Genomic DNA, 21,354 nt, shown 5'->3' on the forward strand with positions numbered 1-21,354 from the left:
CTCTTATTTGTCTTTGTTGCACATCGGGAAGCCAAGGGCTTCACGGGAAGCGTAGTAAGCTTCTGCCACTGCTTTAGTCAGGGTGCGAATGCGCAGGATATAGCGCTGACGCTCGGTGACGGAGATGGCTTTACGCGCATCCAGCAGGTTGAAGCTATGGGCGGCTTTCAGAATACGTTCATACGCAGGCAGCGGCAGCGGATTTTCCAGCGCCAGCAACTGCTGCGCTTCTTTTTCGTACTGCTCGAAGCAGGTGAACAGGAAGTCCACGTCGGCGTATTCGAAGTTGTAGGTGGATTGCTCCACTTCGTTCTGATGGAACACGTCGCCGTACGTGGTTTTACCCAGCGGGCCGTCGCTCCAGACCAAGTCGTAAACGCTGTCTACGCCCTGAATGTACATGGCCAGACGTTCCAGACCGTAGGTAATTTCCCCGGTTACTGGTTTACATTCCAGACCACCAACCTGCTGGAAGTAGGTGAACTGCGTCACTTCCATGCCGTTCAGCCACACTTCCCAACCCAGACCCCAGGCACCCAGCGTCGGGTTTTCCCAGTTATCTTCCACGAAACGGATATCGTGAATGGTCGGGTCCATACCCAGCTCTTTCAGAGAGCCCAGGTACAGCTCCTGAATGTTGTCCGGAGAAGGCTTAATCACTACCTGGAACTGATAGTAGTGCTGTAAGCGGTTCGGGTTTTCGCCATAGCGGCCATCGGTCGGACGACGAGAAGGCTGCACATAAGCAGTCGCCATCGGCTCCGGCCCCAGCGCACGCAGGCAGGTCATTGGGTGAGATGTTCCCGCGCCGACTTCCATGTCCAATGGTTGAACAATGGTGCAGCCCTGGCGAGCCCAGTAATCCTGTAAGGTCAGGATCAAGCCCTGGAAGGTCCTGGTATCAAACTTTTGCATATTATTTCGTGCTGGATACGTGTGGATTTAAAGGAAGCGATCAGTATACCCGCTGGCTGCAAGATATACAGTACGAAACGGGAAAAAGGGGGAACTTAGCGCATGGAAAGGTGCAAAAACTGCCCGTCTGCATCAAAAGAACAGACAAAACTCTCTTTACGGAAGGTAGAACCACGCATCTCATAGCTGCCCTGGAATTGTTCCAGGCCGGAGATATCAATTTTCTGCGCGCCAGTGTTGTAGCGTTGCGCCGCCTCATTTTTGCACAATGACTCCATATCCAGCGAACGCGTGGCACTGACCTTAACCTTTTGCGCTTTCTGCGCAGGTGCAGACGATTGTGTGTCAGCGCACGCTACCAGCAAAAGGGCAGCGATCGCGGGAAAGAAATACTTCATCATCATTTTATTACCGCCTGGTTTGCTGGTCAGTCTTATTATTAGTGTCTGGAAACAGATCCTATTTTGAGAATCTCATCAGACCATCTCAAGCTTTAGCGTAAGAACTCGGATTATTCCAGTGAGCTACGTTCGCAAAATATCGGTCAGACTTTTTTTAATGGACACAGAGGAACTGATGCAGCCCAAAATTTTCTGGATTGATAACCTGCGCGGGATAGCCTGTTTAATGGTCGTGATGATCCACACCACAACCTGGTACATCACCAATGCGCAAAGCGTCAGCCCGTTGAATTGGGATCTGGCTAACGTGCTCAATTCAGCCTCTCGCGTCAGCGTTCCGCTGTTCTTTATGATTTCGGGCTATCTGTTCTTTGGTGAGCGTAGCGCCAAACCGCGCCATTTCCTGCGCATCGCGCTTTGCATTCTGTTTTACAGCAGCGTGGCACTGGCCTATATCCTGCTGTTTACCTCGATCAACGCTGAGCTGTCGCTGAAGAACCTGCTGCAAAAGCCGGTGTTCTATCATCTGTGGTTTTTCTTCGCGATCGCCGTCATCTACCTGGTTTCTCCGCTGATACAGGTGAAAAATATCAGCGGCAAGATGCTACTGGCGCTCATGGTTGTGATTGGGGTGATTGCCAATCCCAATACCGTCTCGCAAAAAATCGGCGGCTTTGAGTGGCTCCCAGTCAACCTGTACATCAGTGGCGATACTTTCTATTACATCCTGTACGGCATGCTGGGCCGGGCGATTGGCATGATGGATACGCAAAAGCGTGCGCTCAGCTGGCTCTGTGCGGCGGTATTTATTACCGCAGTATTTATTATTTCTCGTGGCACATTGCATGAACTGCGCTGGCGAGGCAATTTTGCCGACACCTGGTACCTCTACTGCGGCCCAGCGGTATTTATTTGCGCCGCCTCGCTCCTGACGCTGGTCAAAAATACGCTCAGCACACGTACTCTGCCGCTACTGGGCCTTATTTCTCGCCATTCATTGGGCATATATGGTTTTCATGCGCTGATCATTCACGCACTACGTACCAACGGAATTGAACTCAAAAACTGGCCACCGCTGGATATGCTGTGGATTTTCAGCGCCACGCTGGCGGGAAGCCTGCTGCTGTCCGTATTGTTGCAACGTATCGATACGCGCAGGCTGGTGAGTTAGGTGTCTCCAGGCAGCGCCTGATTACGCGAACGCTGCAGTAAAAATTGCCCCATTAAACAGACGAAGAATGCTGCCGGGTATAACCCTATTTCAAAGGGCGCCAACGGGGCATTCCACACCCCCACCAGCAACAACCCTATCGTGATGAGCACCACCATCTGACACACGGAAGCGAAGCGTTCATCAATTTGATTGAGATTTACTGCACGTTGATAGGCATACGTAACGAACATCCCCGTCATCAATGCCCCCAAAAAATACCCCTTGCCGCTCAGTAACGGGCATGCGCGCCATAAACCGATACTGTAAGTCAGTATGCCTGAGAGGAATAATATCCATGGCAACAGCCTGGTTGTCTTCATTGGGATCTCCTTATCCATCATGGATACAATATGAATAACCCGCTAAAGACAACACAGAAAAAAGCGACTACACAGGACTTTCAGAATACATCCATACGTGTAATTTATTATTTTTGTGGATATATGCATGCGGCAAATTCCCCTCTGCTAGCCAGAGGGGAAAGTGGTCAGGACATCAGCGGTTGTAATTGCTGATAGATACGACGGAAGGTTTCTCGACGCTGTTGATAACGAGCATGACGCTCCGCGTCAGGATAATGCGCCTGCTCCAGCGTAAGCTGAGGCAGTAACTCTGATAACGACGTTTGGGGATTCATGGCAACTTGCGCCAGGCGCGCCGCGCCGAGTGCAGGGCCAACGTCACCGCCGGTACGGTAATCCAGCTGCAATCCGCTGATGTCAGATAGCATCTGACGCCAGTATTCGCTACGTGCCCCGCCGCCGATCAGCGTAATGCTGGCGGGCTGAATGCCACAGGCATGTACCACGTCCATACCGTCAGCCAGCGCAAAACCCACACCTTCCAGCACCGCCTGTGCCAGTTCTGCCGGACCATGCTGATGCGTCAGACCGAAAAATACGCCCTTGGCCTGCGGATTGTTATGCGGCGTACGCTCGCCGGACAAATAAGGTAAAAACCAGACCGGCTCCGCGTGTTCATCCGCCTGTTGCGCAGCGTCAATCAACGCAGGAACGCTCGCCAGTCCGGTTAATTTTGCCGCCCAGTCCAGACACGATGCCGCACTTAACATTACAGACATCAGATGCCATCGCTCAGGCAAAGCATGGCAAAAACTGTGAACCGCACTTTCCGGTTTGCTTAGGAAACCATCACTCACCGCAAAATAGACGCCGGATGTCCCCAGCGAAAGCATCGCCTGACCGGCATTCATCATGCCTACGCCAACCGCGCCCGCCGCGTTATCACCGCCTCCGGCAACCACCGCAACCTCCTCCATTCCCCAGGCTTTGGCGACGTCTGGCAATAAGGTTCCGGTAATCTCGCTGCCTTCATAGAGCGCAGGCATATGTGCGCGAGTCAGTTTACAGGCAGCCAGCATGACATCGCTCCAGTCACGCTTCGCGACATCCAGCCACATTGTCCCTGCCGCATCAGACATATCGCTGGCAAAATCACCGGTCATGCGCAAACGCAGGTAATCTTTCGGCAGCAGGACTTTATCAATCTGGTTGAAAATCTCCGGCTCGTGGCGTTGCACCCACAGCAGTTTTGGCGCGGTAAAGCCAGGCATCATCAGGTTGCCAGTGATCGCTCGAGACTGCGGAACCTGATTCTCCAGCATCACGCACTCTTCAGCACAGCGACCGTCGTTCCATAAGATAGCCGGACGCAATACCTTCTGTTGTTCATCCAGTAGCGTCGCACCGTGCATCTGCCCGGCAATCCCCAACGCTTTCACCTTGCGGAGTGAATGCTGCTGACCCAGTGCTTTTACCGCGCGATCCGTTGCCAGCCACCACTGCTCAGGGTCTTGTTCTGACCATAACGGATGCGGGCGCGAGACGGTGAGTTTCTCCGTTTGTGAAGCCACCACATCGCCCTGCTCATTGAGCAGAATGGCCTTTACGCCTGATGTGCCAAGATCTATCCCGATATACATAAGGCATCGTTCCTTAAAGAAAGGCCCGGTAGCGCTAGCTGACCGGGCTTACGGACGTTCTCAGAGACCCGTTATTTGTCGAACAAATAATGGTTTACCAGATTTTCCAGCAATTCCTGATGACCGCTCTGGTGCACTGGCGCCAGGTTGTGTTGTTCAGCGTACTGCGCAATTTCTGTCAGCGTCATCTGGCCTTTCAGAATTTGCTGGCCCAGCTCACCATTCCAACCGGCATAACGTTTAGCCACACGCTGATCCAGGCCACCGTCTTCAATCATACGGGCCGCAATTTTCAGCGACAGTGCCATGGTATCCATCGCGCCAATATGACCATAGAACAGATCGTATTTATCGGTGCTCTGACGACGTACTTTGGCATCAAAATTCAGGCCGCCGGTAGTGAAGCCACCCGCTTTCAGGATTTCGTACATCACCAAGGCATTCTCTTCTACGCTGTTCGGGAACTGGTCGGTATCCCAGCCCAGCTGTGCATCGCCGCGGTTGGCATCGACAGAGCCAAACAGACCCAGCGCGATAGCGGTGGCGATTTCGTGATGGAACGAATGGCCTGCAAGCGTAGCGTGGTTGGCTTCAATATTCAGTTTGATCTCTTTTTCCAGACCGAACTGCTTGAGGAATCCGTACACGGTCGCCGCATCGTAGTCGTACTGGTGCTTGGTCGGTTCCTGCGGTTTCGGCTCGATAAGCAAAGTGCCCTGGAAACCGGTTTTGTGTTTGTGTTCCACGACTAATTGCATGAAACGACCAATCTGCTCACGTTCCTGACGCAGATCGGTATTCAGCAGCGTTTCATAACCTTCACGACCGCCCCACAGAACGTAGTTTTCACCGCCTAACTTGTGCGTGGCATCCATGGCCGTAACCACCTGCGTGGCAGCCCAGCTGAACACTTCTGGATCCGGGTTCGTGGCCGCACCCGCGCCGTAGCGTGGGTTGGTGAAGCAGTTTGCTGTACCCCACAGCAGCTTCACGCCGCTCTGTTCCTGTTTTGCCGCCAGCACATCAACCATCTGCGCAAAGTTGTTTTTGTACTCTTTCAAAGACGCACCTTCCGGCGAAACATCCACGTCATGGAAGCAGTAGTAAGGCACGTTCAGCTTGTGGAAAAACTCAAATGCCACATCCGCTTTGCGTTTCGCCAGCGCCAGAGCTTCACCAGGCTGCTGCCACGGACGATCGAAAGCGCCCATACCGAACATATCCGCCCCGTTCCAGCAGAAGGTATGCCAGTAGCAGGCAGCAAAACGCAGATGATCTTCCATGCGCTTGCCCAATACGATTTCGTCAGGGTTGTAATGGCGAAATGCGAGCGGGTTGGTGGATTGAGTGCCTTCAAAACGAACACGATCGAGTTGGTCAAAATAAGCCGGCATAATAAGCTCCATAATCAGGTAATACGGTAAGTAAACTGCGATGTAGCTATACTGGAATTTCCTGATTTATTGCTCAATTACGTTATTTCACACCGCTATTAAGAGAATACCCAAACGTGCGCTGGCTCCCAAAAAAACGCGCTGAAAAACGAAATAAAAAAGCGATCGCGATCGAAGGTTAGCCAATAAACAAAAAACCGTAATGCGCAGATAAAAAATGGCAATTGTCATCCCACTGGCAGTATGTGAATTTTGCGTAGCACCAGGCAAATAAGAAATTTGTCACGCTTCATCAAGCAGTCGTACCTGCGATTTTGCTAGTATCGACAGGCCCACGTTAACCTTTCCAGGACAGGTTCTTATGTTTGATAAACGTCACCGCATCACTCTGTTATTTAATGCCAATAAAGCCTATGACCGCCAGGTGGTAGAAGGAGTGGGTGAATATTTACAGGCATCGCAATCCGAGTGGGATATATTCATTGAGGAAGATTTCCGCGCCCGTATCGATAATATTAAAGACTGGTTAGGTGACGGCGTTATTGCTGATTATGACGATGATGACATTGCACAATTACTTGCCGATGTGGAGGTTCCCATTATCGGCGTTGGAGGCTCCTACCATCTGGAGCAAGATTATCCCCCAGTTCATTACATCGCCACCGATAACCACGCGTTGGTAGAGAGTGCTTTCCTGCATCTGAAAGAGAAAGGGGTTAACCGCTTTGCGTTTTATGGTCTGCCTTCTTCAAGCGGTAAACGCTGGGCCGAGGAACGTGAATATGCGTTTTGCCAGTTGGTTGCCAAAGAGAAGTACCGCGGCGTTGTCTATCAGGGGCTGGAAACCGCACCGGAAAACTGGCAGCACGCGCAAAATCGTCTGGCGGACTGGCTACAAACACTACCGCCGCAAACCGGTATTATCGCCGTTACCGACGCGCGGGCACGGCACGTCCTGCAAGTCTGCGAGCACCTGCATATTCCAGTACCGGAAAAGCTGTGTGTGATTGGGATCGACAACGAAGAACTGACCCGCTATCTGTCGCGGGTGGCGCTGTCATCCGTGGCCCAGGGAGCCAGGCAGATGGGGTATCAGGCCGCTAAACTCTTACATCGTTTACTGGCAAATGAAGAGCTGCCGCTGCAACGTACACTGGTTCCTCCGGTGCGCGTCATTGAACGCCGCTCAACCGACTACCGTTCATTAACCGATCCGGCGGTGATTCAGGCGATGCACTTTATCCGCAACCATGCCTGTAAAGGTATTAAGGTTGAACAAGTGCTGGATTCAGTGGGGATTTCTCGTTCGAATCTGGAGAAGCGTTTTAAAGAAGAGGTCGGAGAGACTATCCACGCCGTGATTCATGCCGAAAAGCTGGAAAAAGCGCGCAGCCTGTTGATTTCTACCACGCTTTCAATCAACGAAATTTCACAGATGTGCGGCTATCCGTCTCTGCAATACTTTTATTCGGTCTTTAAGAAAGAGTATGACACGACGCCCAAAGAGTATCGCGATGTGAACAGCGAAGTGTTGCTGTGAGGAATATTGCCGGATGCGGCGAAGCCGCCATCCGGCACACAGAGTTACATATGCGCGGCGATTAAACGCTGGTTATCCTGATACATTGCGAACAGATAGTTGTTGTAGCTCTGTCCTTTAGTGGAATAACCCTTCAGCTTATGAATCATCGCGGTAGCGGTGACTTCCTGATCGGCTTTACGCAGTTGCGCACGTGACTTACGGAAAGAAGAGTAAGCCGGATGCGTGTTCAGGTTAATGACGTAGGCATTCACCGACTCTTTCACCGATTCAAACTGTGAGTAGCCTTTCACTTTACCCGGTGCATTGTTACAACGACCTTTGCCACATTTCATGCCAAACAGGTTGTTGTTGCTACGCGCCAGCTTCGACGTACCCCAGCCACTTTCAGCCGCAGCCATGGTTGCCACCATACTGGTCGGGATAATGTCTACGCGCTCAAGCAGCGTATTCCACGGAATTTTACGCGTGTTGCCAGACCAGTTCACCTTGTAGCGCTTCGCGATGTCTTTCATACGCGTACGCTCAGTCGGTGACCAGCGGTTCTGGTACTGTTTTGAAATCAGCCAGTTACGGTCCGCCGTAATGGCAGCATTTTGACTGGTAATATAAGGCATAACCGTCCGGAGAAACGCTTTTTTCCTTGGTGTTCCGGAAGGGTATTTTCGCAAATCAGGAAGTGAACTACTCTTTGCACTATTGCGAGAATACTCTTGTTTACTGCTTACCTGTGTATTACTTGTCTTGATTACCTGGGGCTTGTGACTCGTTGTCGCCGTGTGTGTCTTTGCCAGCACCTCACCCGAAAATGCAACGGTGAGTAACATAAGAATCATTGCCCCATATCGTCGAATGGGAGTCAATATCATTAGGTCTCCTGGTCGGATTTATACATTCCAACACCTTATATTTTTCACAAAAATGAGAGATGAATCTCAAATCATATCAAAAATAGCCGTCAAGAGCACCCAAAGGAATAGTCCAATTCTGAAACCATGTCACGCATTAACGGTTCAGGGTGCTATTAATTCGAAGAAAATGTGGAGGTTATCGCAAAATAAGTTCATTTTTTGCGCGCGATCGCTCACCCTCACTTCTCCTCCTGGCGGAATCGACTCAAAGGAGGAGTTTCCGGCCTGATTTCACTGGCAAACTGGCGAAAATTGCAGCACCAAGGACAGCATTATGAAACTTGCCGCCGTTGCGCTGGCGCTCATGCCCGGCATTGCCATCGCCTCATCATGGACTTCTCAGGGACTCCCCACCTTCGAAGCGGAAGGTACGGGTAAATTCGTCAGCCATGCAGCGTTGACGAAGGGTACGCGTCCTTTAATCCTAAATTTTGACCAACAGTGCTGGCAGCCTGCTGATGCAATAAAACTCAACCAGATGCTGTCGCTAAAACCGTGTGAAGGCGCCCCGCCGCAGTGGCGCTTATTCAAAGACGGCGATTACACGCTGGAAGTGGATACCCGCTCCGGAACGCCAACGTTGATGCTCTCGGTAAAAAGCGCCGCTGACCCTGTCACGACCCAGATTCGCCAGTGCCCGAAATGGGATGGTTCGCCGTTAACACTGGATGTGAGCCAGACCTTTCCGGAAGGTGCCGTGGTACGTGATTTCTACAGCCAGCAAACGGCAACGGTAAAAAATGGGTCGATTACCCTACAGCCTGCTGCAGCCAGTAACGGACTGTTGCTGCTGGAACGGGCGGAAACTGACGCCCCAGCCGCTTTCGACTGGCATAACGCTACGGTGTACTTCGTCCTGACGGATCGCTTTGTAAATGGTGACCCAAGCAACGACCACAGCTACGGGCGTCGCAACGACGGCATGCAGGAAATTGGCACTTTCCACGGGGGCGATTTGCGCGGTCTGGCCAGCAAACTCGACTATCTACAACAGTTAGGCATCAACGCCCTGTGGATCAGCGCGCCGTTTGAGCAAATCCACGGCTGGGTCGGCGGTGGCACCAAAGGTGATTTCCCCCATTATGCTTACCACGGCTATTACACTCAGGACTGGAGCACGCTCGACGCGAATATGGGTAATGAAGCTGACCTGCGTGCGCTGGTTGACGGCGCGCACCAGCGCGGCATTCGCATCCTGTTTGATGTCGTCATGAATCATACCGGCTACGCCACGCTGGCGGATATGCAGGAGTATCAGTTTGGGGCCCTGTACTTGTCGGGCGATGAACTGAAAAACACGCTCGGTGAACGCTGGACGGACTGGAAGCCAGCCGCCGGGCAAAGCTGGCACAGCTTTAATGATTACATCAACTTCAGCGATAAAGCAGGCTGGGAAAAATGGTGGGGGAAAAACTGGATCCGCACCGATATTGGCGATTACGACAATCCGGGTTTTGACGACCTGACCATGTCGCTGGCTTTCCTGCCCGATCTGAAAACCGAATCCACCACGCCTTCCGGGCTGCCAAACTTTTATCAACACAAACCGGATACGCACGCTAAAGCTATTGCTGGTTATACGCCCCGCGATTATCTGACCCACTGGCTCAGCCAGTGGGTGCGTGATTACGGGATTGACGGGTTTCGGGTCGATACCGCCAAACACGTCGAACTTCCCGCCTGGCAGCAGTTAAAAACACAGGCCAGCGCGGCGCTGGTTGAATGGAAGAAAGCGAACCCGGATAAAGCGCTTGATGACAAACCTTTCTGGATGACCGGCGAGGCTTGGGGTCACGGCGTGATGCAAAGCGACTATTACCGTCACGGCTTTGATGCGATGATCAATTTCGACTATCAGGAGCAAGCGGCAAAGGCCGTCGATTGTCTGGCGAGTATGGATCTCACCTGGCAACAGATGGCGGAAAAATTGCAGGATTTCAACGTTCTGAGCTATCTATCCTCGCACGATACGCGTCTGTTCCGCGAAGGTGGAGACAAAGCCGCCGAGCTATTGCTGCTGGCGCCAGGCGCGGTACAACTCTTTTACGGCGACGAGTCTGCCCGGCCCTTTGGACCAACAGGTTCAGACCCATTGCAGGGTACGCGCTCAGAAATGAACTGGCCGGATGTGGCCGGGAAATCTGCCGCCAGCGTCACTCACTGGCAGCGCATCAGTCAGTTCCGGGCCAGACATCCCGCCATCGGTGCGGGTAAACAGACCACGCTGACATTGAAGCAGGGATACGGATTTATCCGCGAGCATGGCGACGATAAGGTGATGGTGGTGTGGGCCGGTCAGCCCTGATCCCAACAGGCTTCTCGCTGTGCATACAGCGGGAAGCCCAACACAAAATAAAAAACCAGCCAGGAAAGCATCTGTAGCACAAAACATCAATCCAGCCCGCTCCCCCTGATTTGCACCCTGCCATAGGTAGCGCTATGGTTAGCCACTTTACTACTCAGTTCGACAGACCCCCTGCTATGACATTCTCACTTTTTGGCGACAAATTTACCCGCCATTCAGGCATCACCCGCCTGATGGAGGACCTCAACGACGGTTTACGCACCCCAGGCGCCATCATGCTCGGCGGTGGTAATCCGGCGCAAATTCCAGAGATGCAAAATTACTTCCAGTCTCTGCTGACAGATATGCTGGCAAACGGCAAAGCCACTGATGCGCTTTGCAATTATGACGGTCCGCAAGGGAAAACCGAGCTACTGTCTGAACTGGCGAAACTGCTACGTGAGAAGCAGGGTTGGGATATCGAGCCACAAAATATTGCACTGACAAATGGCAGTCAGAGCGCGTTTTTCTACTTATTCAATCTGTTCGCCGGACGCCGCGCTGACGGAACAACGCAAAAAGTATTATTCCCGTTAGCCCCGGAATACATTGGCTATGCCGATTCCGGGCTGGAAGAGGATCTCTTTGTCTCCGCACGTCCGAACATCGAACTGTTACCGGAAGGCCAGTTTAAGTATCACGTTGATTTTGAACACCTGCACATCGGTGAAGAGACGGGGATGATCTGCGTGTCGCGCCCCACTAACCCGACAGGCAACGTGATCACCGACGACGAGCTGATGAAGCTGGACCGGCTGGCCAACCAGCATGGGATCCCACTGGTGATTGATAACGCCTATGGGGTACCGTTCCCCGGCATCATTTTTAGCGAAGCACGCCCGCTGTGGAACCCCAACATTGTGTTGTGCATGAGCCTTTCCAAGCTGGGTCTGCCGGGTTCCCGCTGCGGTATCATTATCGCGAATGAAAAAATCATCACTGCGATTACCAATATGAACGGCATCATCAGCCTTGCACCTGGCGGGATGGGACCGGCGATGATGTGCGAGATGATTAAACGTAACGATCTGCTGCGCCTGTCCGAAACGGTTATCAAGCCGTTTTACTATCAGCGCGTTCAGGAGACGATTGCGATTATTCGCCGCTACTTGTCTGAAGATCGTTGCCTTATCCATAAACCTGAAGGCGCGATTTTCCTGTGGCTATGGTTCAAAGATTTACCGATCACCACCGAACTGTTGTATCAGCGCCTGAAAGCGCGCGGCGTACTGATGGTTCCTGGTGACTACTTCTTCCCAGGTCTGGATAAACCCTGGCCGCATACCCATCAGTGCATGCGGATGAACTACGTACCAGAACCTGAGAAAATCGAAGCTGGCGTGAAGATTCTGGCTGAAGAGATCGAACGCGCCTGGCTGGAAGGCTAACGCAAACCCGACCCAGGTGTGGGTCGGGCTCACTTCACAGCGGCTGTGAACGCAGGCGCTGGCGCTGAATACTGACGGCATCAACACACTGCAACGCGCTGGTCGGGCAGGCTTCGACACACGCTGGTCCCGCCTCGCGATGCCAGCACAAATCGCATTTTATCGCCTGCACCCGCGACGAACGGGCAACGACATTCATTGCCCCAAACGGGCAGGCCAGCATACAGCTTTTACAACCAATACAACGTGCCTGTTCAACGAAGATATGCCCATGTTCACGACGAATGGCGTGAGTTGGACAAACATTCGCACAGGGAGCGTCTTCGCATTGATGGCAGGCGACCGCCGTGGTAAAGGCGTCGTCTTTGATTACCCGAATCCGCGGGATAAACGCAGAAGAAGAGACCGACGCACAGTCCTGGTTTTGCTGATGCGCGACGACACAGGCAACTTCACAGGTACGACATCCAATACATTTTGCCGCATCCGCCATAATAAACGCGTTCATTGCCCCCTCCTTCTGCGTGAAAACCACAGAGTGCCAGAGAGACCGCCCCTGACGCTTTGATCGGACAGGGGAAACGGTTAAATAGTGTCAGGTGCCTGAACGACGCCTGGCATGTGCCTAATCGCGAACGGTAAAACCCAGCTCATTTGAAATGGCCTGCGCGGTTTCCCGTAGCGGCTTGAGTAGATTTTTTTCCCCTATCTGCTTAAGTCGCGAGGTAGAGAGTGAAATTGACACTGCGTACGGCACCCGACCATGAATATCAAACACCGGCACAGCAATACAGGAAACGCCCAGCTCGTTCTCTTCCCGATCCATCGCCATACTGCTTTCGCGGATCTGCGCCAATTCGTCGTACATCGCCGGCAAACCGGTAATGGTATTGCGGGTCAGCGGCTGAATAAGATCCTGATGGCTCTCCCAGTAGGCCTCCACATAATCCGCATGCCCAAACGCCATGTAAATTTTACCCATCGCGGAGCAATACAGCGGCATATGTTGACCGATATAAGCGCGGGTACGCAGCATGCCTGTCGTCGGTTCCAGCTTATAAATCAGAATCGCGTGGTCATCTTCACGGCTTGAGAAGTTAATTGTTTCACCCGTGGCAATATTCAACGCTTCGAGGTGCGGTGCGGCAACATGGATGATATTCAGTGAGGATAGTGCCTTCTGACCCACGGCGATAAATTTAGTGGTCAACCTATAGCTACCCGCAGCAGGTGCAGGCGTGACATATCCGCAGGACTGCAGTCCTTGCAGGAGTCGATGCACAGTGCTTTTGTTCAGCCCGGCCAGTTCAGACAGATGGGCCAGTGGGCACCCATTCGGATAGTTACTCAGAATCTCAATCAACATCAAACCACGGAACAGGCTCTGACTTCCGGCTGGCCTCTCTTTGTCTTGCGTCATTTCACTCTCTTTTGTGCCCATCGCTTCCGCTCCCCTTTTCGTCGCGCTCTGATGGTAGCGCAAAGTGTGTTTCAGTTCACGATCTGAACCGAAAAAACACAACCATTTGATTTTGATGATTTTAAAAAATAGACCACCCCGTTGATCTGTCAAAATTTGATCGCTATATTTGAAATCAGATTTCGCATAGTGAAATTTAGAGATAAAAAAGCGATCAAATTTAAACAAGGAAACAGGAATGAAAGTCACTTTTGAGCAGTTGAAAGATGCGTTCAATCGGGTACTGCTGGCACGCGGTATTGCCGTTGAAACCGCCGATGCCTGTGCCGAAATGTTTGCGCGCACTACCGAGTCCGGCGTTTATTCGCACGGTGTGAATCGTTTTCCTCGTTTTATTCAGCAATTGGATAACGGCGACATCATTCCTGAGGCCAAACCGCAACGCATTACCAGCCTGGGGGCGATTGAACAATGGGATGCTCAGCGTTCGATCGGCAATCTGACGGCGAAAAAGATGATGGACAGAGCCATTGAGCTGGCCTCCGATCACGGTATTGGCCTGGTCGCACTGCGTAACGCCAACCACTGGATGCGCGGCGGCAGCTATGGCTGGCAGGCGGCGGAGAAAGGTTACATCGGTATCTGCTGGACTAACTCGATTGCTGTCATGCCGCCGTGGGGTTCGAAAGAGTGCCGCATTGGTACTAACCCGCTGATCGTCGCGATCCCCTCATCGCCAATCACCATGGTTGATATGTCGATGTCGATGTTCTCCTACGGCATGCTGGAAGTGAATCGCTTGGCCGGTCGCGAACTGCCGGTGGATGGTGGCTTTGATGATGAAGGCAATCTCACCAAAGAGCCGGGCGTTATAGAAAAAAACCGCCGCATATTGCCAATGGGTTACTGGAAAGGTTCAGGTCTGTCGATTGTGCTGGATATGATTGCCACTCTGCTTTCTGATGGCTCTTCCGTTGCGGAAGTCACCCAGGATAACAGCGATGAATATGGCGTTTCACAGATTTTTATCGCCATTGAAGTGGATAAGCTGATCGATGGTGCCACCCGCGATGCCAAGCTACAGCGGATTATGGATTTCATCACCACCGCCGAACGCGCAGATGAAAACACGCCTGTCCGTCTGCCGGGCCACGAGTTTACAAAGCTACTGGAAGAAAATCGCCGGAACGGTATCACCGTTGACGACAGCGTCTGGGCAAAAATTCAAGCCCTGTAAGGAGCAAAACCATGATCTTCGGACATATTGCTCAACCTAACCCATGCCGTTTGCCCGCTGCGATTGAAAGGGCGCTCGACTTTTTGCGCACCACAGATTTTCGCAAACTGGAGCCGGGCGTGGTGGAGATCGACGGTAAAAATATCTTCGCGCAAATTATTGATTTAACCACGCGTGACGTTGCCGAAAATCGTCCTGAGGTGCATCGCCGCTATCTGGATATTCAGTTTCTGGCCTGGGGTGAAGAGAAAATCGGGATCGCCATTGATACCGGGAATAACCAAATCAGTGAATCGTTATTAGAACAGCGCGATATTATTTTTTATCACGCCAGCGAACATGAATCTTTCATTGAAATGATTCCGGGAAGTTACGCCATATTCTTCCCGCAGGATGTTCATCGTCCAGCATGTCATAAAACTGTCGCCACGCCGATCCGCAAAATAGTCGTGAAGGTTGCTATTTCAGTTTTATAAAAGGAGCACAAAAATGAAAGCTAACACTACCGGTTATATTATCGGTGCGTACCCTTGTGCACCCTCATTTCACCAAAAGGGTGAAGAGGAAGAGAAGGAATTCTGGCGACAGCTCTCCGATACCGCGGATATTCGCGGACTGGAGCAGCCCTGCCTTGAAAATCTGCATCCGTTAGGCGACGAATGGTTGTTACGCCATACGCCGGGCGACTGGCAAATTGTGGTCACGGCTATTATGGAAACCATGCGCCGTCGCGGTACTAATGGTGGCTTCGGGTTGGCTTCCAGCGACGAAGAACAGCGTAAAGCCTGCGTGGCGTATTACCGTCATCTGCAGCAGAAAATCAACCATATCAATGCGGCCAACGGCGGAAAAGTAATCGCGCTGGAGCTGCATGCGGCCCCACTAGCAGGCAACCCGAACGTCGATCAGGCCACCGACGCGTTTGCTCGTTCACTGAAAGAAATTACCCGCTGGGACTGGTCCTGCGATCTGGTGCTGGAACATTGCGATGCCATGACAGGTCCCGCGCCACGCAAAGGCTTTTTACCGTTAGACAACGTGCTGGACGCGATAGCCGGATATGACATCAGCGTGTGCATTAACTGGGCGCGCTCGGCTATTGAAGGGCAGAGCCCCACTCTACCGCTGACCCACACGCAGCAGACCAAACGGGCTGGGAAACTGGGCGCACTGATGTTCTCCGGCACCACGCTTACGGGGGAATACGGCGAGTGGCAGGACTTACATGCACCGTTTGCCCCTTTCTGTCCAGAAGGTCTAATGACCACAGAGCATGCCCACGAATTATTCGCCTGCGCAGGAGCTGAGCCATTGCAATTTTCTGGCATTAAATTGCTGGAAATAAATGCCAGTGCAGATGTGAACCATCGTGTAGCGATATTGCGCGACGGTATCGCCGCATTAAATAAAGCAAAACTATAAAAATAAAATACTACTCTACGAGAATATTAATATGAACATGACCTCTCGCCCTACACTTCAAGACATACCCCGTCAGCGCTGGCTACGGATTATTCCACCTATTCTCATCGCCTGTATTATTTCTTATATGGACCGCGTCAATATCGCATTCGCGATGCCCGGCGGAATGGATGAGGAATTAGGTATTTCCGCCACCATGGCCGGTCTGGCCGGCGGTATTTTCTTTATCGGCTATCTGTTTTTGCAGGTTCCCGGCGGAAAAATTGCCGTTCACGGCAGCGGCAAGAAATTTATCGGCTGGTCCTTGGTTGCCTGGGCGGTCATTTCCGTTCTGACGGGCTTAATCACAAATCAGTATCAACTGCTGGTTTTGCGCTTCTTACTCGGCGTTGCCGAAGGCGGCATGCTGCCGGTCGTGCTGACGATGATCAGTAACTGGTTCCCCGATGCAGAACGCGGTCGCGCCAATGCGATTGTGATTATGTTTGTGCCGATTGCCGGGATCATCACCGCCCCGCTCTCGGGTTGGATCATTACCGTTCTCGACTGGCGTTGGCTGTTTATCATTGAAGGTTTATTGTCTGTCGTCGTCCTGGTGCTGTGGGCCTATACCGTTTACGACCGTCCACAGGAAGCGCGCTGGATCTCTGAGGCCGAGAAAAATTACCTCGTTGAGACGCTGGCCGCCGAGCAAAAAGCCATTGCCGGAACCGAAGTCAAAAATGCCTCTCTGAGTGCAGTGCTGTCCGATAAAACCATGTGGCAGCTAATCGCGCTGAACTTCTTCTATCAGACCGGGATTTACGGTTACACCCTGTGGCTGCCGACCATCCTCAAAGAGTTGACGCACAGCAGCATGGGACAAGTCGGTATGCTCGCCATTCTGCCGTACGTCGGCGCAATTGCCGGGATGTTCCTGTTCTCTTCACTCTCTGACCGCACCGGTAAACGCAAGCTGTTCGTCTGCCTGCCGTTAATTGGCTTTGCCCTGTGCATGTTCCTCTCCGTAGCGCTGAAAAATAACGTCTGGCTGGCTTATGCCGCGCTGGTCGGCTGCGGATTCTTCCTGCAATCGGCTGCGGGTGTGTTCTGGACTATTCCGGCGCGTTTGTTCAGCGCGGAAATGGCCGGTGGCGCACGTGGGGTCATCAACGCTCTCGGCAACCTCGGCGGTTTCTGCGGTCCTTACGCGGTCGGCGTTCTCATCACTCTGTACAGCAAAGATGCGGGCGTTTACTGCCTGGCAATTTCACTGGCTCTGGCCGCGCTGATGGCGCTGCTGCTGCCAGCGAAATGCGATGCCGGCGCCGCGCCGCTTAAGACACTGAATCCACATAAACGTACAGCTTAAAACAATGCCCGGTGGCGCTTCGTTTACCGGGCCTGCAGGTAGCAACCGTCCCAGGCCGGATAAGCGCAGCGCCATCCGGCAAAAATGAGATAACAAAGATGAGTGAGAAAGCGACCTTCTGGCTGGGTATTGATTGTGGCGGAACATATCTGAAAGCAGGTTTGTATGATGCCAAAGGTCATGAGCAGGGAATTAACCGGCAATCGCTGCAGACAATATCGCCATTACCCGGTTACGCCGAACGCGATATGCACCAACTGTGGCAACAGTGCGTCGCGACCATTGCCGGGCTGTTAAAGCGCACAGGCGTCCGTGGTGAGCAAATCAAAGGCGTCGGTATATCTGCTCAGGGAAAAGGTCTGTTCCTTCTCGATAAGCAAGATAAGCCGCTAGGCAATGCCATTCTCTCTTCTGACCGACGCGCGATGGACATCGTTCAGCGCTGGCAGCAGGATGGGATCCCTGAGCAGCTCTACCCGGTCACCCGCCAGACATTGTGGACCGGGCATCCGGCATCGCTCCTGCGCTGGGTGAAAGAGAACACCCCTCAGCGCTACGCGCAAATTGGAAGCGTCATGATGGGTCATGACTACCTGCGTTGGTGCTTAACCGGCGTCAAAGGCTGCGAAGAGAGCAATATCTCCGAGTCGAACCTCTACAACATGACCACGGGTCAGTACGACCCGAGGCTGACCCAGTGGCTGGGCATCAGTGAAATCGACAATGCCCTGCCCCCCATCGTTGGTTCAGCAGAAATATGCGGGGAAATCACCGCTCAGACAGCCGCCATCACCGGTCTGGCGGCGGGTACCCCCGTCGTCGGCGGACTGTTTGATGTGGTTTCCACCGCACTCTGCGCCGGTATCGAAGATGAACGCACCCTCAACGCGGTGATGGGTACCTGGGCCGTCACCAGCGGGATCGCTCACGGCCTGCGCGACCACGAGCCCCATCCCTATGTCTATGGTCGCTATGTAAATGACGGGCAGTACATTGTTCATGAAGCCAGTCCGACCTCCTCCGGCAATCTGGAATGGTTTACCGCCCAGTGGGGCGAACTCTCTTTTGATGAGATTAATCAGGCCGTTGCCAGCTTACCGAAAGCCGGTAGCGCGCTTTTCTTTCTGCCCTTTTTGTACGGCAGCAACGCCGGGCTGGAGATGACCAGCGGCTTTTATGGCATGCAGGCTATACACACTCGTGCCCACTTATTACAGGCCATCTACGAAGGCGTTGTTTTCAGCCACATGACCCACCTGAACCGCATGCGCGAACGTTTTACACAGGCACATACCCTGCGCGTCACCGGAGGTCCGGCCCACTCCGACATCTGGATGCAAATGCTGGCAGACGTCAGCGGTTTACGTATCGAGCTGCCGCAGATTGAAGAGACCGGTTGCTTTGGCGCAGCGCTTGCCGCCCGCGTAGGCACCGGCGTTTATCACGATTTCAGCGAAGCGCAGCGTAGCTTACAGCACCCGGTGCGCACACTGCTGCCAGACGCCGCCGCGCATGCGATCTACCAGCGTAAATACCGCCAATACCAGAATTTAATTACCGCACTACAGGGCTATCACGCCCGCATTAAGGAGCACGAATGATGAGTCGACCATTACTGCAACTGGCGCTCGACCACACCAACCTGCAGGCGGCCCAACACGATGTCGCACTGCTACAAGAGAGCGTCGATATCATTGAGGCAGGGACGATTCTCTGCTTAACCGAAGGCCTGGCTGCCGTGAAAGCGCTGCGTACTCAGTGTCCAAATAAAATCATCGTTGCCGACTGGAAGGTGGCCGATGCGGGTGAAACCCTCGCACAGCAAGCATTTGGCGCTGGCGCTAACTGGATGACCATCATCTGCGCTGCCCCACTGGCGACGGTGGAGAAAGGCCATGGCGTCGCGCAGTCCTGCGGCGGCGAAATTCAGATGGAACTGTTCGGCAACTGGACGCTGGATGATGCCCGTGACTGGTATCGCGTTGGGGTTCGCCAGGCAATTTACCATCGTGGCCGCGATGCTCAGGCCAGCGGACAACAATGGGGAGAAGCGGATCTGGCGCGCATGAAAGCGCTTTCCGATATCGGTCTGGAGTTGTCGATTACCGGCGGGATTACGCCCGCCGACCTGCCGCTGTTTCGCGATATCAACGTTAAAGCCTTTATCGCCGGACGCGCGCTGGCTGGGGCGCAAAACCCAACGCAGGTTGCCGCTGAATTCCATGCGCAAATCGACGCCATCTGGGGAGCACAGTATGCGTAATCATCCGTTAGGTATCTATGAAAAAGCGCTGGCGAAAGACCTCTCCTGGCCGGAGCGTCTGGTGCTGGCGAAAAGCTGTGGTTTTGATTTCGTCGAGATGTCGGTGGATGAAACCGATGAACGCCTGTCGCGTCTCGACTGGAGCCCTGCTCAGCGTGCATCGCTGGTGAGCGCAATGTTGGAAACCGGCGTGGCAATCCCCTCAATGTGCCTGTCCGCCCACCGCCGGTTTCCCTTTGGCAGCCGCGATGAATCAGTCCGTATTCGGGCACGCGACATCATGACCAAAGCCATTCGTCTGGCGCGCGATCTCGGTATCCGCACTATTCAACTGGCAGGTTACGACGTCTATTACGAGGAACATGACGAAGGTACGCAGCAGCGCTTTGCCGAAGGGCTGGCATGGGCAGTCGAGCAAGCCGCCGCTGCGCAGGTCATGCTGGCGGTAGAAATCATGGATACCGCTTTTATGAATTCGATCAGCAAGTGGAAAAAGTGGGACGAAATGCTGTCATCGCCGTGGTTCACCGTCTATCCGGACGTCGGCAATCTCAGCGCATGGGGTAATGACGTCACTGCCGAATTGACGCTGGGCATCGACCGTATCGCCGCTATCCACCTGAAAGACACGCTGCCGGTAACCGAAACCCATCCGGGCCAGTTTCGCGATGTCCCTTTTGGCGAAGGGTGCGTGGACTTTGTTGGTATCTTCAAAACGCTGCATGAGCTGAACTATCGCGGGTCGTTTCTGATTGAAATGTGGACTGAAAAAGCAAAAGAGCCGGTACTGGAAATTATCCAGGCACGACGTTGGATAGAAGCACGTATGCAGGAAGGAGGATTTCCATGTTAGAACAACTGAAAGCCGATGTGCTGGCGGCCAATCTGGCGCTTCCGGCTCATGGTTTAGTCACCTTTACCTGGGGTAACGTCAGCGCTGTGGATGAAACGCGTAAGCTGATGGTGATTAAGCCGTCCGGCGTGGAATATGACGTGATGACCGCCGACGATATGGTGGTGGTGGATATTGCCAGCGGCGACGTGGTTGAAGGCAGTAAAAAACCCTCATCTGACACGCCAACCCATCTGGCGCTATACCGTCGCTACCCTGAGATCGGTGGGATCGTCCATACTCACTCACGCCACGCGACGATCTGGTCACAGGCGGGTCTTGATCTCCCGGCATGGGGCACCACGCATGCCGATTATTTCTATGGTTCAATTCCGTGTACCCGGCTGATGACCGTTGAGGAAATCAATGGTGAATATGAATATCAAACCGGTGAAGTGATCATTCAGACCTTTGAGCAACGCTCTCTTAATCCGCTGCAGGTTCCGGCAGTGTTAGTACATTCACACGGTCCGTTTGCCTGGGGTAAAGATGCCGCAGACGCTGTACATAACGCAGTGGTACTCGAAGAATGCGCCTACATGGGGCTTTTCTCGCGCCAGTTGGCTCCGCAGTTGCCGGATATGCAGCCTGAGTTGCTGGATAAACATTATCTGCGCAAACACGGTGTGAATGCGTATTACGGGCAAAACTAACGTCCGGCGGCGCTGTGCTTGCACTGGTCTGTTATTTTGTAGGCCGGGTAAGCATAGCGCCACCCGGC

20 protein-coding genes are annotated in these 21,354 nt (G+C 53.1%); 12 read left to right on the forward strand and 8 right to left on the reverse strand.

Annotated features, from left to right (window positions below; genetic code table 11):
- Positions 1 to 3 precede the first annotated feature (3 nt).
- Both glyQ and OGY72_RS21645 read right to left on the reverse strand, forming a co-directional pair.
- Positions 4 to 915, reverse strand: a complete 912-nt coding sequence (gene glyQ, locus OGY72_RS21640; RefSeq protein ID WP_001168551.1) for a glycine--tRNA ligase subunit alpha — start codon at positions 913 to 915, stop codon at positions 4 to 6.
- Positions 916 to 1,010: 95 nt separating this feature from the next.
- Entirely contained in the window at positions 1,011 to 1,319 is a 309-nt protein-coding gene (locus tag OGY72_RS21645; protein ID WP_020996059.1) for a YsaB family lipoprotein, read from the reverse strand.
- Positions 1,320 to 1,491: 172 nt separating this feature from the next.
- Here OGY72_RS21645 and OGY72_RS21650 point away from each other — a divergent pair, with 172 nt between their 5' ends.
- Positions 1,492 to 2,487: an acyltransferase gene (locus OGY72_RS21650; protein ID WP_149335507.1), complete on the forward strand. Its 996-nt coding sequence runs from the start codon at positions 1,492 to 1,494 to the stop codon at positions 2,485 to 2,487.
- On the opposite strand, the gene yiaB is transcribed toward OGY72_RS21650, so the two are convergent.
- The 3 genes from yiaB to xylA form a co-directional block, all read right to left on the reverse strand.
- A complete protein-coding gene (gene yiaB, locus OGY72_RS21655; protein WP_126317247.1) occupies positions 2,484 to 2,849 on the reverse strand; it encodes an inner membrane protein YiaB in 366 nt (121 codons plus the stop codon). The genes OGY72_RS21650 and yiaB overlap by 4 nt on opposite strands.
- 167 nt (positions 2,850 to 3,016) lie before the next feature.
- A complete protein-coding gene (gene xylB, locus OGY72_RS21660) occupies positions 3,017 to 4,471 on the reverse strand; it encodes a xylulokinase (RefSeq protein ID WP_126317246.1) in 1,455 nt (484 codons plus the stop codon).
- Between the two features lie 71 nt (positions 4,472 to 4,542).
- On the reverse strand, positions 4,543 to 5,865 hold the full coding sequence (xylA, locus tag OGY72_RS21665) for a xylose isomerase (protein WP_003024252.1): 1,323 nt from the start codon (positions 5,863 to 5,865) through the stop codon (positions 4,543 to 4,545).
- Positions 5,866 to 6,226: 361 nt separating this feature from the next.
- Between xylA and xylR the strand changes: the two genes are divergently transcribed.
- Positions 6,227 to 7,405: a D-xylose utilization transcriptional activator XylR gene (xylR, locus tag OGY72_RS21670; protein ID WP_286549395.1), complete on the forward strand. Its 1,179-nt coding sequence runs from the start codon at positions 6,227 to 6,229 to the stop codon at positions 7,403 to 7,405.
- A gap of 44 nt (positions 7,406 to 7,449) precedes the next feature.
- On the opposite strand, the gene OGY72_RS21675 is transcribed toward xylR, so the two are convergent.
- The gene (locus OGY72_RS21675) at positions 7,450 to 8,274 is read right to left on the reverse strand and encodes a protein bax (protein ID WP_003827364.1); all 825 of its coding nucleotides are present in this window, start codon (positions 8,272 to 8,274) and stop codon (positions 7,450 to 7,452) included.
- A 316-nt stretch (positions 8,275 to 8,590) separates the two neighbouring features.
- Here OGY72_RS21675 and malS point away from each other — a divergent pair, with 316 nt between their 5' ends.
- Positions 8,591 to 10,621: an alpha-amylase gene (gene malS / locus OGY72_RS21680; protein WP_286549397.1), complete on the forward strand. Its 2,031-nt coding sequence runs from the start codon at positions 8,591 to 8,593 to the stop codon at positions 10,619 to 10,621.
- A gap of 176 nt (positions 10,622 to 10,797) precedes the next feature.
- On the forward strand, positions 10,798 to 12,048 hold the full coding sequence (gene avtA / locus OGY72_RS21685; protein ID WP_003837697.1) for a valine--pyruvate transaminase: 1,251 nt from the start codon (positions 10,798 to 10,800) through the stop codon (positions 12,046 to 12,048).
- A gap of 34 nt (positions 12,049 to 12,082) precedes the next feature.
- Here avtA and OGY72_RS21690 read toward each other — a convergent pair whose 3' ends face one another.
- Together OGY72_RS21690 and yiaJ are read right to left on the reverse strand one after the other, a co-directional pair.
- Entirely contained in the window at positions 12,083 to 12,556 is a 474-nt protein-coding gene (locus OGY72_RS21690; RefSeq protein ID WP_008786443.1) for a 4Fe-4S dicluster domain-containing protein, read from the reverse strand.
- 117 nt (positions 12,557 to 12,673) lie between these two features.
- On the reverse strand, positions 12,674 to 13,489 hold the full coding sequence (yiaJ, locus tag OGY72_RS21695) for an IclR family transcriptional regulator YiaJ (protein ID WP_003024237.1): 816 nt from the start codon (positions 13,487 to 13,489) through the stop codon (positions 12,674 to 12,676).
- 217 nt (positions 13,490 to 13,706) lie between these two features.
- Here yiaJ and yiaK point away from each other — a divergent pair, with 217 nt between their 5' ends.
- From yiaK to araD, 8 genes are all read left to right on the forward strand, one after another.
- Positions 13,707 to 14,705, forward strand: a complete 999-nt coding sequence (gene yiaK / locus OGY72_RS21700; RefSeq protein WP_003827358.1) for a 3-dehydro-L-gulonate 2-dehydrogenase — start codon at positions 13,707 to 13,709, stop codon at positions 14,703 to 14,705.
- An 11-nt stretch (positions 14,706 to 14,716) separates the two neighbouring features.
- Positions 14,717 to 15,181, forward strand: coding sequence for a YhcH/YjgK/YiaL family protein (locus OGY72_RS21705; RefSeq protein ID WP_286549401.1), 465 nt, complete (start codon positions 14,717 to 14,719; stop codon positions 15,179 to 15,181).
- A 13-nt stretch (positions 15,182 to 15,194) separates the two neighbouring features.
- Entirely contained in the window at positions 15,195 to 16,127 is a 933-nt protein-coding gene (locus tag OGY72_RS21710; RefSeq protein ID WP_286549402.1) for a DUF4862 family protein, read from the forward strand.
- A gap of 31 nt (positions 16,128 to 16,158) precedes the next feature.
- Entirely contained in the window at positions 16,159 to 17,478 is a 1,320-nt protein-coding gene (locus tag OGY72_RS21715) for an MFS transporter (protein ID WP_003827355.1), read from the forward strand.
- Between the two features lie 98 nt (positions 17,479 to 17,576).
- Positions 17,577 to 19,079, forward strand: coding sequence for an FGGY-family carbohydrate kinase (locus OGY72_RS21720; RefSeq protein ID WP_286549405.1), 1,503 nt, complete (start codon positions 17,577 to 17,579; stop codon positions 19,077 to 19,079).
- Positions 19,079 to 19,741, forward strand: coding sequence for a 3-keto-L-gulonate-6-phosphate decarboxylase UlaD (ulaD, locus tag OGY72_RS21725; RefSeq protein WP_286549533.1), 663 nt, complete (start codon positions 19,079 to 19,081; stop codon positions 19,739 to 19,741). Before OGY72_RS21720 ends, ulaD begins: the two co-directional genes overlap by 1 nt.
- Positions 19,734 to 20,594 carry an L-ribulose-5-phosphate 3-epimerase gene (locus tag OGY72_RS21730; protein WP_003827352.1) on the forward strand — a complete coding sequence of 287 codons (861 nt, stop codon included), beginning with the start codon at positions 19,734 to 19,736 and terminating at the stop codon, positions 20,592 to 20,594. The genes ulaD and OGY72_RS21730 overlap by 8 nt, the downstream gene beginning before the upstream one ends.
- On the forward strand, positions 20,588 to 21,286 hold the full coding sequence (gene araD / locus OGY72_RS21735) for an L-ribulose-5-phosphate 4-epimerase (RefSeq protein ID WP_126317240.1): 699 nt from the start codon (positions 20,588 to 20,590) through the stop codon (positions 21,284 to 21,286). The genes OGY72_RS21730 and araD overlap by 7 nt, the downstream gene beginning before the upstream one ends.
- Positions 21,287 to 21,354 lie beyond the last annotated feature (68 nt).

Source organism: Citrobacter sp. Cpo221 (assembly GCF_030332345.1).
In the GTDB taxonomy this organism is placed as follows: domain Bacteria; phylum Pseudomonadota; class Gammaproteobacteria; order Enterobacterales; family Enterobacteriaceae; genus Citrobacter; species Citrobacter portucalensis.